Annotated in this window: 1 protein-coding gene (only partly in view); it reads left to right on the forward strand. The window is 71.1% G+C overall.

What is annotated here, in order from left to right; translation table 11 throughout:
* Positions 1–16,068, forward strand: partial view of a non-ribosomal peptide synthase/polyketide synthase gene (locus N5875_RS38050; protein ID WP_338499011.1) — the 5' portion only. 3,285 nt of this gene lie beyond the right edge of the window; 16,068 of the gene's 19,353 nt are visible here — the first part of the coding sequence; the start codon lies at positions 1–3; the stop codon falls past the right edge of the window.

The following is a 16,068-nucleotide window of genomic DNA, read 5'->3' on the forward strand; positions in this document are numbered from 1 at the left end:
ATGATTCCGTTGTCATTCGCGCAGCGTCGGTTGTGGTTCATCCAGCAGCTGGAGGGCCCCAGCGCGACGTACAACATCCCGGTGTCCCTCCGCCTGACCGGCGCGGTGGACCGGGACGCGCTGGCAGCGGCGCTGCGGGACGTCCTGGCACGCCACGAGGTCCTGCGCACCACCTTCCGCGTCGAGGACGGCGAACCCCACCAGCACATCCACGAGATGGGCGATCTGGACTGGGCCCTGCAGACGGTGGAACTCCCCGACACCGCGACCCCGGCGGACCTGGCCGGCGCCGTCGCCGGAGTCTTCGGGCACACCTTCGACCTCTCCACCGAACTCCCGGTACGCGCCTGGCTGTTCTCGGCCGGACCCGACGAGCACGCCCTCGCGCTGCTCGTCCACCACATCGCCAGCGACGGCTACTCCAAGCGCCCGCTCGCCCAGGACCTCTCCACCGCCTACGCGGCACGGTGCGCGGGCGAGGCCCCCGCGTGGGAGCCGCTGCCGGTGCAGTACGCGGACTACGCGCTGTGGCAGCGCGAGCTCCTCGGCGACTCGGCGGACCCCGACAGCGTCGGATCCCGCCAGGTCGCCTTCTGGCGCGAGGCACTCGCCGACGCCCCCGAGGAACTGGCCCTGCCGTTCGACCACCCCCGCCCGCCCGTCCCCTCCCACCAGGGACTCAGCGCCCCCTTCACCGTCCCCGCCGACGTCCACGCACGCCTGCGGGACCTCGCGCGCGCCGAAGGCGTCACCACCTTCATGGCCGTCCAGGCCGTCCTCGCGATGACGCTGTCGAAGCTCGGCGCCGGCACCGACATCCCCGTCGGCACCGCGGTCGCCGGCCGCACCGACGTCGCCCTCAGAGACCTGGTCGGCTTCTTCGTCAACACGCTCGTCCTGCGGACGGATCTGTCCGGCGACCCGACGTTCCGTGAGGTTCTGAACCGGGTACGCGAGACGAGCCTGGCGGCGATGGCGAACCAGGACGTGCCGTTCGAGAAGCTCGTCGAGGAGCTCGCCCCGGCCCGTTCCCTCGCCCGCCACCCCCTCTTCCAGGTCATGCTCTCCGTCGACCACGCCACCCGGGCGCAGGTCGACCTCGGAGCGGTACGCGCCGGCTCGCTCGCCGACGTCGCCACCGACGACGTGACCGCCAACCTCAAGAAGATCGCCAAGTTCGACCTCGAGATCGCCGTCGACGAGCACGTCGACGCCGAAGGCGCTCCCGCGGGCCTGCAAGGATCCGTGATCGTCGCCGCCGATCTGTTCGAGCAGGACACCGCCACCCACCTCGCCGAGCGGCTCGCCCGCGCCCTCACCGCGCTGGTCACCGACCCCGCCACCCGCCTCAGCGCCGTCGACGTGCTCACCGAGACCGAGCGCGACCTGCTCCTGCACCAGTGGAACGCCACCACGACCGACGTCGAAGCCGCCCTCGTCCCCGACCTCTTCGAGGCACACGCGCAGCTGACCCCCGAGGCCGTCGCCGCCGTCTTCGAGGGCACGGAACTCACGTACGAGGAACTCGACACCCGCGCCAACCGCCTCGCCTACCACCTCCTCGGCCTCGGCGTCAGCAGCGAATCGGTCGTCGGCCTCTGCCTTCCCCGCGGCCTCGACATGCTCGTGGGCATCCTCGCCGTCTGGAAGGCCGGTGGCGCCTACGTACCGCTGGACCCGGAGCACCCCGAGGAGCGGCTGTCCTACATCCTCCGCGACAGCGGAGCCCGTGCCGTCGTCAGCACCCGCGACGCCGCCGAAGGCGCGGCCGCCCGGCTCGGCGTCGAACGCGTCGTCTGGCTCGACGACCCCGCCACCCTCACCGGCCTCGACCGCATGCCCGCCGTCGCCCCCTCCCGGCACACCAACCCCGCGAACCTCGCCTACGTGATCTACACGTCGGGTTCGACGGGTCGTCCGAAGGGTGTGGGGGTGGGGCATGGGGCGTTGGCGAATTTGGTGTCGGTGTTCGCTCCGTTGATGGGTGTGGGGCGTGGGGTTCGGGTGTTGCAGTTTGCTTCGTTCGGGTTTGACGCGTCGGTGCTGGATGTGGGGGTGGCGTTGGCGTCGGGTGGTGGGCTGGTGGTGGCTTCGGCTGCTGAGCGGTCTGATCCGGTGTTGTTGCGGGGTTTGGTGGGGTCGGCGGGTGTGGTGTCGGCGAGTGTGGTGCCGTCGTTGCTGGCTGTGTTGGATCCGGGTGATCTGGCCGGTGTGGTGTCGATGGTGGTGGGTTCGGAGGGGATTGATCCGTCGTTGGCGCGTGTGTGGGCGTCGGGTCGTCGGTTGGTGCATGCGTATGGGCCGACTGAGGCGACGGTGATCTCCGCGGTGGGTGTGGTGGATCCGGATGGTGTGGGTGTGGTGCCGTTCGGTGGGCCGGTGGCCAATACGCGGATGTATGTGCTGGATGAGTTTTTGCGGCCTGTGGCTCCTGGTGTTGCGGGTGAGTTGTATGTGGGTGGTGTTCAGCTTGCGCGGGGTTATGTGGGTCGTGCGGGGCTGACGGCTGAGCGGTTTGTGGCTGATCCGTTCGGTGTGGGTGGTGGCCGGTTGTATCGCACGGGTGATGTGGTGCGGTGGACCGGTGGGGGTGAGCTGGTCTTTGTCGGGCGTGCTGATGATCAGGTGAAGGTGCGGGGTTTCCGTATCGAGCCTGGTGAGGTGCGTGCGGTGGTGGCGGGGTGCGCGGGTGTCGCGCAGGCCGCGGTCGTGGTCCGTGAGGACATGGCGGGGGACCCTCGGCTGGTCGCCTACGTGGTCGCAGAAGACGGCAGCGGCGTGGATGGCGGCGTGGATGTGGCCGGGCTGAGGGCTCGGGTGACGGGTTTCGTGTCGGAGCGTCTGCCGTCGTACATGGTTCCGTCGGCTGTTGTCGTCCTCGATGCCCTGCCGCTGACGGTGAACGGCAAGCTCGATGTGAGGGTGCTGCCGGCGCCGGAGTTCGTGAGTGGGGGCGGTCGTCCCGTGACGGAGCGCGAAGAGCTCCTGTGTGGTGTCTTCGCGCAGGTCCTGGGCCTGCCCGAAGTGGGTGTGGATGACGACTTCTTCGCCCTCGGCGGCCACTCCCTCCTCGCCGTCCGCCTCGTCGAACGGCTCCGCGAGCGCGGCCTGTCCGTCTCCGTACGCGCACTCTTCGAGACCCCGACCCCGGCCGGTCTCGCCCTCGCGACGAGCACGGCCCACAACGCCGTCCCCGAGAACCTCATCCCGGCCGACGCCACCGAGATCACGCCGGAGATGCTGCCGCTCGTCGACCTGACGACCGACGAACTGGCCCGGATCGTCACCTCCGTCGACGGCGGCGCCGCCAACATCGCGGACATCTACCCGCTCGCCCCCCTCCAGGAGGGCCTGCTCTTCCACCACCTCCTCAACGAGGGCGGGGACGACGCCTACGCGCTCCCCACCGTCATCGAGTTCGACTCCACCGAGCGCTTCGACAGCTTCCTGTCCGCGCTCCAGGCCGTCGTTGACCGCCACGACATCCTGCGCACGGCGATCATGTGGGACGGCCTGCGTGAACCCGTCCAGGTCGTCCGGCGCCACGCCGCCCTGCCCGTCACCCACGTGACCCTCGACGCGGACACCGACGACCTCGTCGCCGCACTGGTCACGGCCGGCGGCACCACGATGGACCTGAGCCGCGCCCCCCTGATCACCCTGCACGTCACACCGACGGCGGACGGCAAGCGCCTCGCCCTGCTGCGCATGCACCACATGGTGCAGGACCACACCGCGAAGGAAGTCCTTCTCGACGAGGTCCAGGCCTTCCTCACGGGCCGCGGCCAGGACCTCCCCGAGCCGCTGCCCTTCCGCAACTTCGTCGCCCAGGCCCGTACCGGCGTCGAGGAGGCCGCACACGAGCAGTACTTCGCCGAGCTGCTCGGCGACGTCACCGAGCCCACCGCCGCCTACGGCCTGGTCGACGTCCGCGGCGACGGCACCGGCATCACCCGAGGAGAACGGGAGTTCCAGCCCGCCCTCACCACCCGCCTCCGCGACGTCGCACGACGCCTCGGCGTCAGCCCCGCCCCCGTACTGCACGTCGCATGGGCACGCGTCCTCGCCGCGCTCAGCGGTCGCGAGGACGTCGTCTTCGGCACGGTGCTCTCCGGCCGCATGAACGCGGGCACCGGCTCCGACCGCGTCCCCGGCCCCTTCATGAACACCCTTCCCGTCCGGGTGCGCACCGGGGAACTCGGCGCGCTCGAGTCCATCAAGGCCATGCGCGGCCAGCTCGCCCGCCTCATGGAGCACGAGCACGCCCCCCTGGCCGTGGCCCAGCGGGCCGGTGGCCTGCCGGCCGACACCCCGGTCTTCACCTCCTTCTTCAACTACCGCCACGACACGGGCCGCAAGGCCGATGGCGAGCACACGGCCGCGATCACCGGCATCCGCACCGTTTGGACCCACGACCGCACCAATTACCCCCTGTCCGTGGCCGTCAACGACAACGGCGAGACCCTCACCCTCGTCGTCGACGCCATCGTCCCCATCGCCCCGCACTCCGTGACGGAGCTCGTGCACAGGGCCGTCGAGCACCTGGTCTCCGCAGTGGAGACCGCACTCTCCGACGGCACCGACCTGCCCCTCGCCTCCCTCGACGTCCTCGGCGACGACGAGCGTCGTCGGGTGCTGGTGGAGTGGAACGACACGGAGACGGATCTCGGTTCGGTGTTGGTGCCGGAGCTGTTCGCGGCGCAGGTGGCGAGGACTCCGGATGCGGTGGCTGTCGTCGCCGACGGGGCGGAGGTCTCCTTCGCGGAGCTGGATGTCCGGGTGAATCGTCTGGCGCAGTACCTGATCGGTCAGGGCGTCGGTGCGGAGTCGGTGGTCGGCGTCTGCCTGCCGCGTGGGGTCGACGCGGTGGTCGCGTTCCTGGCGTCGTGGCGCGCAGGTGCCGGCTATCTGCCGATCGATCCGGAGTATCCGGCGGAGCGGATCGGTTTCATGCTGGCCGACAGCGGTGCGGTCTTGACGCTGACGACGGAGGAGATCCTCGATGATCTCCCGGCGGGCCGGAACCGTTTCGTGGCCCTGGACAGCGCCCTGATGCGGATGCAGCTGGCCTCGGTACCGACGGACGCACCGACAGCAAGCATTGCTCCGCACTCTCTCGCGTATGTGATCTACACGTCGGGTTCGACGGGCCGTCCGAAGGGCGTGGCCGTCACTCATGGGGGCCTGGCGAACTATGTGACCTGGGCAGTCGACGCGTACGGCATGAACAACACCGACGGTGGTGCGCCGCTGCACTCGTCGCTCGCTTTCGACCTGACGGTGACCAGTGTCCTGGTGCCCCTGGTCGCCGGCTCGGCGGTAGTCGCGGACGAGCAGGGCGGCGCCGAGGGCCTCGCCAGTCTGGTCAAGGCGTCGGAGACGTTCGGCCTGGTCAAGGCGGTCCCGGCCCATCTCCCGCTCCTCGCGGAGATGCTCACCACCGAGCAGGCGGCGCAGGCGTCCCGTACATGGGTCGTCGGTGGCGAGGCCCTGTCGGGCACGGTCGTCCGTGACTGGCTGGCCCGGGCCCCGCAGTCGGTGATCGTGAACGAGTACGGTCCGACGGAGACGGTCGTCGGCTGCTGCGTGTACGAGATCTCGGCAGGTCAGAGTGTCGGGGACACGGTGCCGATCGGCCGGCCGATCGCCAACACCCGCCTGTACGTCCTCGACGGCCGTATGCGTCCGGTCGCCCCGGGCGTCGCCGGCGAGCTCTACATCGCCGGCACCCAGCTCGCCCGCGGCTACGTCAAGCGCCCCGCCCTCACGGCCGAGCGTTTCGTGGCCAACCCCTTCGAGCCCGCCGAGCGGATGTACCGCACGGGTGACATGGCCCGCTGGACCAAGGACGGTCTCCTGGAGTACCTGGGCCGTGCGGACGAGCAGGTCAAGGTCCGTGGTTTCCGTATCGAGCCGGGCGAGGTCGAAGCCGTCGTCACGGCGCATCGCGAGGTTGCCCAGGCGGCGGTCATCGCACGGGAGGACACCCCGGGAGACACCCGCCTCGTCGCCTACGTCGTCCCCACCGACCCCGACGAGACCGACGACGAACTCGCCGCGTCCGTGGCCGAGTTCGCCCGAGGACGCCTGCCCGACTACATGGTCCCGTCCGCGGTCGTCGTCCTCGACGCGCTCCCGCTGACCGCCAACGGCAAGCTCGACCGCAAGAACCTCCCCGCACCGGACAACGCCCACACCGGCGGCTCCGGCCGGGGCCCCGAGAGCCGTGAGGAAGAGGTCCTCTGCGAGGCCTTCGCCCAGGTCCTCGGACTCGACCACGTCGGCGTCGACGAGAGCTTCTTCACCCTCGGCGGCCACTCCCTCCTCGCCGTCCGCCTCGTCAGCCGTGTCCGCACCGCGCTCGGCGTCGAACTGGACCTGGCGACGCTCTTCGAGGTGCCGACGGTCGCCGGCCTCGCGGCCCGGATGGGTCTGGCCGGCGCCGCGCGCACCGGACTCGCCCCCATGCCGCGCCCCGAGCGCACCCCGCTGTCGTACGCCCAGCAACGCCTCTGGTTCATTGGCCAGTTGGAGGGCTCGAACACCGGCTACAACGTCCCCGTCGCGCTCCGCCTGGCCGGGGACGTGGACCACACGGCGCTGGCCGCGGCCCTGCGGGACGTCCTGGAGCGGCACGAGGTCCTGCGTACCGTGTTCCCCGTCACCGATGGCGAGCCGTACCAGCGGGTCATCCCCATGGAGGAGCTGACCTGGCAGCTGCCGCTCGTCGAGGTCGCCGCCGACGACCTGCCGGACGCGGTCGCCACGGCGGGCGAGTACGCCTTCGACCTCTCCGCCGAAATACCCTTCCGTGCCTGGCTGTTCTCGGCCGGGACCGACGAGCAGGTCCTCGTCGTGGTGATGCACCACATCGCGAGCGACGGCTGGTCCAAGCGTCCGCTCGCCCAGGACCTCTCCACCGCCTACGCGGCGCGGTGCGCGGGAGAGGCCCCCGCGTGGGAGCCGCTGCCGGTGCAGTACGCGGACTACGCGCTGTGGCAGCGCGAGCTCCTCGGCGACTCGGCGGACCCCGACAGCGTCGGATCCCGCCAGGTCGCCTTCTGGCGCGAGACACTGGCAGGTGCCCCGGAGGAGCTGACGCTCCCCGCCGACCACCGCCGCCCCGCCGTCTCCACCAACCGGGGCCACCGCATCCCGGTGACCGTCCCGGCCGACGTCCACGCACAGCTGCGGGACCTGGCACAGGCCGAAGGCGTCACCACCTTCATGGTGCTCCAGGCCGCCGGCGCCGTACTCCTCGCGAAGCTTGGCGCGGGCACCGACATCCCGATCGGATCGGCCCACGCCGGCCGCAACGACGAAGCACTCGACGACCTGGTCGGCTTCTTCGTCAACACGCTCGTCCTGCGGACGGATCTGTCCGGCGACCCGACGTTCCGTGAGGTCCTGAACCGGGTACGCGAGACGAGCCTGGCGGCGATGGCGAACCAGGACGTGCCGTTCGAGAAGCTCGTCGAGGAGCTCGCCCCGGCTCGTTCCCTCGCCCGCCACCCCCTCTTCCAGGTCATGCTCTCCCTGGAGAACAACGCCGAGGCGGTCCTCGACCTGTCCGGCCTGCACACCCCGCCGGCCGCCGCGCGACCGGCCGGCCCCGTCGAGGCCGCGGCCAAGTTCGACCTGGCCTTCCAGATCTCCGAGACCGCCGACACCGACGGAACCCCCGGCGGACTGCATGGCAGCGTGGTGGCCGCCGCCGACCTGTTCGAGCAGGACTCGGCCGGCCGGATCGCCGAACGCTGGACGCGCGTCCTCGCCGCCCTGGTCGCCGAGCCCGCCACCCGCCTCAGCGCGGTCGACGTACTCGACGCACCCGAGCGTGACCTGCTCCTGAACGCCTGGAACGACACCGCCACGACCGTCGCGCCCACCACCGTGCCGGAGCTCTTCGCGGCCCACGCCGCGAGCACCCCGGACGAGGTCGCGGTGATCGCGGGCGGCACCGAGCTCACGTACGCGGAGCTCGACGCCCGAGCCAACCGCCTCGCGCACTTCCTGATCCAGCGGGGCATCGGCGCCGAATCCGTCGTCGGCCTCAGCTTCGGCCGCGACGAGCAGATGATCGTCGCCGTCCTGGCGACGTGGAAGGCCGGAGCCGCCTACCTGCCCATCGACCCCGAGCACCCTGCCGACCGCAAGGCGTACCTGATCGCCGACAGCGGCGCCGCTCTCGTGCTCACCACCGAAGAGGCCCTGCCCGGCCTCCCCGCGGACCGCGCGCCGGTCGCCGTCGTGGACGGCCCCGAGCTGCGGGCCGCACTCGACTCCGCACCGGACACGGCCCCCGAGGCCACCTACGAGGACACCGGCCTGGCCTACGTGATCTACACGTCGGGTTCGACGGGTCGTCCGAAGGGTGTGGGGGTGGGGCATGGGGCGTTGGCGAATTTGGTGTCGGTGTTCGCTCCGTTGATGGGTGTGGGGCGTGGGGTTCGGGTGTTGCAGTTTGCTTCGTTCGGGTTTGACGCGTCGGTGCTGGATGTGGGGGTGGCGTTGGCGTCGGGTGGTGGGCTGGTGGTGGCTTCGGCTGCTGAGCGGTCTGATCCGGTGTTGTTGCGGGGTTTGGTGGGGTCGGCGGGTGTGGTGTCGGCGAGTGTGGTGCCGTCGTTGCTGGCTGTGTTGGATCCGGGTGATCTGGCCGGTGTGGTGTCGATGGTGGTGGGTTCGGAGGGGATTGATCCGTCGTTGGCGCGTGTGTGGGCGTCGGGTCGTCGGTTGGTGCATGCGTATGGGCCGACTGAGGCGACGGTGATCTCCGCGGTGGGTGTGGTGGATCCGGATGGTGTGGGTGTGGTGCCGTTCGGTGGGCCGGTGGCCAATACGCGGATGTATGTGCTGGATGAGTTTTTGCGGCCTGTGGCTCCTGGTGTTGCGGGTGAGTTGTATGTGGGTGGTGTTCAGCTTGCGCGGGGTTATGTGGGTCGTGCGGGGCTGACGGCTGAGCGGTTTGTGGCTGATCCGTTCGGTGTGGGTGGTGGCCGGTTGTATCGCACGGGTGATGTGGTGCGGTGGACCGGTGGGGGTGAGCTGGTCTTTGTCGGGCGTGCTGATGATCAGGTGAAGGTGCGGGGTTTCCGTATCGAGCCTGGTGAGGTGCGTGCGGTGGTGGCGGGGTGCGCGGGTGTCGCGCAGGCCGCGGTCGTGGTCCGTGAGGACATGGCGGGGGACCCTCGGCTGGTCGCCTACGTGGTCGCAGAAGACGGCAGCGGCGTGGATGGCGGCGTGGATGTGGCCGGGCTGAGGGCTCGGGTGACGGGTTTTGTGGCGGAGCGTCTGCCGTCGTACATGGTTCCGTCGGCTGTCGTCGTCCTCGATGCCCTGCCGCTGACGGTGAACGGCAAGCTCGATGCGAGGGCGCTGCCGGCGCCGGAGTTCGTGAGTGGGGGCGGTCGTCCCGTGACGGAGCGCGAAGAGCTCCTGTGTGGTGTCTTCGCGCAGGTCCTGGGCCTGCCCGAAGTGGGTGTGGATGACGACTTCTTCGCCCTCGGCGGCCACTCCCTCCTCGCCGTCCGCCTCATCAGCCGCATCCGTACGGTCCTCGACATCGAGGTCCCGCTGCGCATCCTCTTCGAAGCGCCGACCGTCGCCGCCCTCACGAGCCGGCTGGCCGGTGCCAGGAGCGCACGGCCCGCCCTGCGCCCGGGCACGCGCCCCGAGCGCATCCCGCTCTCCTCCGCCCAGCAGCGCCTGTGGTTCATCAGCCAGCTGGAAGGCCCCAGCGCCACCTACAACGTGCCCGTCTCCCTGCGGCTCTCGGGCGGAGTCGACCGCGAAGCGCTCGGCGCGGCCCTGCGCGACGTGATCGGCCGCCACGAGGTCCTGCGCACCGTCTTCGAGGTCGCCGACGGCCAGCCCTACCAGCGGATCCTGGACCTGGAGGACCTTGCCTGGGAGCTGTCGGCCGCCGAGGTGACACCGGCGGACCTGCCCGCGGCGATCAGGGAGGCGGAGAAGTACGCCTTCGACCTCTCGGTCGAGGCCCCGATCCGCACCTGGCTGTTCGACGCCGGCCCCGACGAGCAGGTCCTCGTGGTCGTCGTCCACCACATCGCCGGAGACGGCTGGTCCATGGGCCCCCTCGCCCGTGACGTCTCGGTCGCCTACGCGGCGCGCCGCGAGGGCCGCGCCCCCCAGTGGGAGCCGCTGCCGGTGCAGTACGCCGACTACGCGCTCTGGCAGCGCGAGCTGCTCGGTGACGAGAACGACGAGGACAGCCTCATCTCCCAGCAGGTCTCCTACTGGCGCGAGGCGCTCGCGGACGCCCCCGTGGAGCTGGACCTGCCCTTCGACCGGCCGCGCCCCGCGGTCGCGTCCCACCTGGGCCACAGTGTCCCGCTGAACGTGCCCGCCGAGGTGCACCAGCGGCTCGCCGCGGTGGCGCGGACCGAGGGCGTGACCACGTTCATGGTCCTCCAGGCCGCCCTGGCCACCCTGCTCTCCAAGCTCGGCGCGGGCACCGACATCCCGATCGGCTCGGCGAACGCCGGCCGCACGGACGAGGCCCTCGACGACCTCGTCGGCTTCTTCATCAACACCCTGGTCGTCCGCGCGGACCTGTCCGGCGACCCGACCTTCCGTGAGGTCCTGAACCGGGTACGGGAGACGAGCCTGGCGGCGATGGCTCACCAGGACGTGCCGTTCGAGAAGCTCGTCGAGGAGCTGGCCCCGGCCCGCTCCATGGCCCGCCACCCCCTCTTCCAGACCGTCCTCACCCTCCAGAACACCATCGACGCGGTTCTCGACCTGCCCGGCGTACGGGCGGGCGCGGCAGCCGCGGACGACGAGGCGACGTCGGGTCGAACGGCCGTGAAGTTCGACCTGGACGTCATGGTCGCCGAGGTCTTCGACGCCCACGGCGCCCCGGCGGGTCTGGGCGGCTCGGTCACCGTCGCCGCCGACCTGTTCGACGCCGCCTGGGCGGGCCGCATCGCCGACGCCTGGACGACCCTCCTCGACACCCTCTCCCAGGACACCGGCGTACGCCTGAGCAGGGTCGACGTTCTGCCGGAGGAGGAGCGGCGCCAGGTCCTGACGATCTGGAACGACACGGCGACCGAGGGCCGACCGGCCCTGGTCCACGAGCGGTTCGAGCAGTCGGCGGACCGCGTGCCCGACGCGAAGGCGATCGTCGCCAACGGAACGTCGGTCTCGTACGCCGAACTGGACGCGCGGGCCAACCGCATCGCCCACTACCTGATCGGCCAGGGCATCGGCCCCGAGTCCGTCGTGGGCCTGTGCCTGCCGCGTGGCGTGGACGTGATCGCCGCGATCCTCGGCGTGTGGAAGGCGGGCGCGGGCTATTTGCCCATCGATCCGGCGCAGCCGACGGACCGGATCGCGTACATGCTCCGCGACAGCCGCGCCGCCCTGGCCCTGACCACGGAGGAGATCCTCGACGAGCTCCCGGCCGGCCGCTCGCGTCTGGTGGCCATCGACGACACCTTCGTCGAGATGCAGCTCGCCGCCGCCCCGACCGACCGCCCCGAGCGTCCCGTCGACCCGCAGTCCCTCGCGTACGTGATCTACACCTCGGGCTCGACCGGCCGGCCCAAGGGCGTCGCCGTCACCCACGGCGGCCTGGCCAACTACACGGCTTCGGTCCCCGACCGTCTCGGCTTCGGAAACGAGGGCGCCCGGTACGCACTCCTCCAGGCCCAGGCCACCGACCTCGGCAACACCGTCGTCTTCGCCAGCCTGGCCACCGGCGGCGAACTCCACATCCTGGAGGAGGCGGCGGTCACCGACCCGGGACTGGTCGCCGCCTACCTCACCGAGCACGGGATCGACCACTTCAAGGCCGTCCCCTCGCACCTGGCCGCCCTGACGGCCTCCGGTATCGAGGCCGTACTGCCCGCGCAGTCCGTGGTCCTCGGCGGTGAGGCCGCTTCGACGGTCTGGCTGCGCGAGCTGCTCACCGCGGCCGGCGAGCGCGCGGTCCACAACCACTACGGCCCGACCGAGACGACGATCGGCATCGCGACCACGCGGCTGACGGCCGAGGGGATCGCGGGCGGGACCGTCCCGGTCGGCACGCCGATCGCCAACACCCGCTTCTACATCCTCGACGCGAACCTCCGCCCGGTCGTCCCCGGTGCCGCCGGTGAGCTGTACGTCTCCGGTGCCGGCCTGGCCCGTGGGTACGTGGGCCGGGAGGCGCTGACCGCCGAGCGTTTCGTCGCCAACCCGTACGAGACCGGCGAGCGGATGTACCGCACGGGCGACCGTGCGAAGTGGACGGCGGACGGCCAAGTGGTCTTCCTCGGCCGTGCCGACGACCAGGTGAAGATCCGCGGCTACCGCATCGAGCCCGGCGAAGTGCAGGGCGTCCTGACCGGCCACCCGCTGGTCGACCAGGCCGCCGTCGTCGCCCGCGAGGGCACCCCTGGCGACCGCAGGCTCGTCGCCTACGTCGTCCCGACCGACATCGACGACACGAACGACGAACTCCACGGATCCCTCAAGGAGTTCGCGGCGCAGCGGCTGCCGGAGCACATGGTCCCGTCGGCGGTCGTCGTCCTGGACGCGCTGCCGCTGACCGGCAACGGCAAGCTCGACCGCAAGGCCCTGCCCGCACCCGACTACTCCTCGTCGCTCGCTTCGGGTGGCAGGCGGGCCGCGACGCTTCAGGAGGAGATCCTCTGCCTGGCCTTCGCGGAGGTCCTCGGACTTCCCGAAGTCGGCGTGGACGATGACTTCTTCGAGCTCGGCGGCCACTCCCTGCTCGCCGTCCGCCTCGTCAGCCGCATCCGTTCCGTCCTCGGCGTCGAGGTCGGAATCCGCGAACTCTTCGAGGCCCCGACGGTGGCCGGACTCGCCGCCGGCCTGACCGGTGCCGAGCAGGCCCGGCTGGCCCTGAAGGCGGGGGAGCGCCCCGACCGCGTACCGCTCTCCTTCGCCCAGCGCCGCCTGTGGTTCATCGGCCAGCTGGAGGGCCCGAACGCGGCCTACAACGTCCCGGTGGCCCTGCGCCTCGACGGCGACGTCGACCACGAGGCCCTCGAGGCCGCCCTGCGGGACGTGATCGAGCGCCACGAGGTGCTGCGTACCGTCTTCGAGGTCTCCGACGGCGAGCCGTACCAGCGGATCGTCTCCGTCGACGAGCTGGAGTGGACCCTTCCCCTGGTGGAGGTCGCCCCGGAGGAGCTCGCCGGAGCGGTCGCCGCGGCGGCCGGACACGCCTTCGACCTCGCGGTCGAAATCCCCTTCCGCGCCTCGCTGTTCACCACCGCGGACATTGACCGCGTGCTCGTCGTCGCGATGCACCACATCGCCAGCGACGGCTGGTCCAAGCGCCCGCTGGCACGCGACCTGTCGGCCGCCTACGCGGCACGCCGCGAGGGCCGCGCCCCCGTGTGGGAGCCGCTGCCGGTGCAGTACGCCGACTACGCGCTCTGGCAGCGCGAGCTGCTCGGCGACGAGAACGACGAGGACAGCCTCATCTCCCGCCAGGTCGCCTACTGGCGGCGGACACTGGCGGACGCACCCGAGGAGCTTCAGCTCCCGGTCGACCGCGTGCGGCCGCCGGAGCCCTCGCACCGTGGCCACGACGCCGCCCTGACCGTGCCCGCCGACGCGCACGCCCGCCTCGTGGAGGTGGCGCGGGCCGAGGGCGTGACCACGTTCATGGTCCTGCAGGCTTCCCTGGCGATGCTGCTGTCGAAGCTGGGCGCGGGCACGGACATCCCGATCGGCTCGGCGAACGCCGGCCGTACGGACGAGGCCCTCGACGACCTCGTCGGCTTCTTCGTCAACACCCTCGTCCTGCGTACGGACCTGTCCGGCGACCCGACCTTCCGCGAGGTCCTCGGCCGCGTCCGCGAGACGAGCCTGTCCGCCTTCGCCCACCAGGACGTCCCGTTCGAGCGGCTCGTCGAGGAACTGGCCCCGAGCCGTTCCATGGCCCGGCACCCGCTGTTCCAGGTGATGCTCCAGGTGCAGAACAACGCCGAAGCCGTCCTCGACCTCGACGGTGTACGGACCGGGGGCATCGCGACCAGTGCCGGTACTGGCACCGGCACCTCGGTGGCGAAGTTCGACCTGGACGCCTCGGTGGTCGAGACCGTCGACGAGAACGGAGCCCCGGCAGGCCTGCGCGGCTCCGTGGTCGCCGCCGCAGACCTCTTCGACGCGGAGACCACCGAGCGGCTCGTGGCGCGTTGGGCGCGTGCCATCGAGCAGCTCGCCGCAGACCCGCAGCTCCGCCTGAGCGCCCTGGACATCCTGGACGAGACCGAGCGCGAACAGCTCCTCGACGAGTGGAACGGCACGGCGGTCGAGATGCCGGCCGGTTCGCTGCCTGAGCTGTTCGAGGCGCAGGTGGTACGGACGCCGGGGGTGGTGGCGGTGGTCTCGGGTGGTGCGGAGGTCTCGTACGCGTCCCTGGACGTCCGCGCGAACCGGCTGGCCCGTCACCTGGTGGCTCAGGGTGTGGGTCCGGAGTCGTTCGTCGGTGTCTGCCTGGAGCGCGGTATCGACACGGTGGTGGCGCTGCTCGCGGTGCTGAAGTCCGGGGGCGCGTATCTGCCGATCGACCCGGCTTACCCGTCGGACCGGATCGCGTACATGCTCGCGGACGCGAAGCCGACGGCGGTCCTGACCTCGACGAGCACGGCATCCGTGATCCCGCAGTCGGACACGACGACCGTCCTGGTCATGGACGGACTCGACCTCGCCGGCCTTGAGGCCGCCCCCCTGGGTATGGAGATCCGTCCGGAGCACCCGGCGTACGTGATCTACACCTCGGGTTCGACGGGCCGCCCGAAGGGCGTGGTCGTGGAGCACCGTTCCGTGGCCGGCCTGATGGGCTGGGCGGCGGCGGAGTTCGGCGGGGAGGACTTCCGCCGGGTCCTTGTCTCCACGTCCTTCAACTTCGACGTCTCGGTCTTCGAGCTCTTCGGCCCGCTGGTGTCGGGGGGCAGCGTCGAGATCGTCGGCGACCTCCTCGCCCTGGCCGACGCGGACGCGCCGGTCGGTGACGTCAGTCTGGTCAGCGGTGTTCCGTCGGCCTTCGCCCAGATGGTGGCTGCGGGCGAGATCCACGCCCGCCCCAGGACCGTTGTCCTGGCGGGTGAGGCGCTCACGGCGGACGCTGTCGCCGGCATCCGTACGGCGATCCCGGGCGTCCGGGTCGCCAACATCTATGGTCCGACCGAGGCCACGGTCTACTCCACGGCCTGGTACGCGGACGCCGAGGTGGACGGGATCGTCCCGATCGGCCGCCCGATCTCCAATGCCCGCGTGTACGTCCTGGACGGCACCCTGTCGCCGGTCCCGGCCGGTGTGGTGGGTGAGCTGTACATCGCGGGTGCGGGCCTGGCCCGCGGTTACCTGGGTCGTCCCGAGCTGACGGGTGAGCGTTTCGTCGCGGACCCGTTCTCGTCCGACGGCGGTCGTCTCTATCGCACGGGTGACGTGGTCCGCTGGAACGCGGACGGTCAGATCGAGTACCTCGGCCGCGCCGACGAGCAGGTCAAGATCCGGGGCTTCCGCATCGAACTCGGAGAGGTCCAGGCCGTCCTGGCCGGCCACCCGCTGGTCGCCCAGGCCGTGGTCGTGGCCCGCGAGGACGTGCCCGGGGACAAGCGCCTGGTCGCGTACGTCGTCCCGAACGACAGCACTCCGGAGACCGAACTGCTCCACCGGGTCGCCGAGTTCGCGAGCGACCGCCTGCCGTCCTACATGGTCCCCTCGGCGATCGTGGTCCTCGACGCCCTGCCGCTGAACGTCAACGGCAAGCTCGACCGCAAGGCCCTCCCCGCCCCGGACTACTCGGCGGGCAAGGAGGGATCCGGCCGCAGCGCTTCGAACCTGCGCGAGGAGCTCCTGTGCGGTGTCTTCGCCCAGGTCCTCGGACTGCCCGAGGTCGGTGTGGATGACGACTTCTTCGCCCTCGGCGGCCACTCCCTCCTCGCTGTCCGCCTGATCAGCCGGGTCCGTACGGTCCTCGGCGTCGAGGTCCCGCTCCGCGCCCTGTTCGACACCCCGAGCGTCGCCGGCCTCGCGGCCGGTCTCGACGGTGCGGGTCGTGCCAGGCTCGCCCTGGCGGCGGGG

Source organism: Streptomyces sp. SJL17-4 (assembly GCF_036826855.1).
GTDB lineage: Bacteria > Actinomycetota > Actinomycetes > Streptomycetales > Streptomycetaceae > Streptomyces.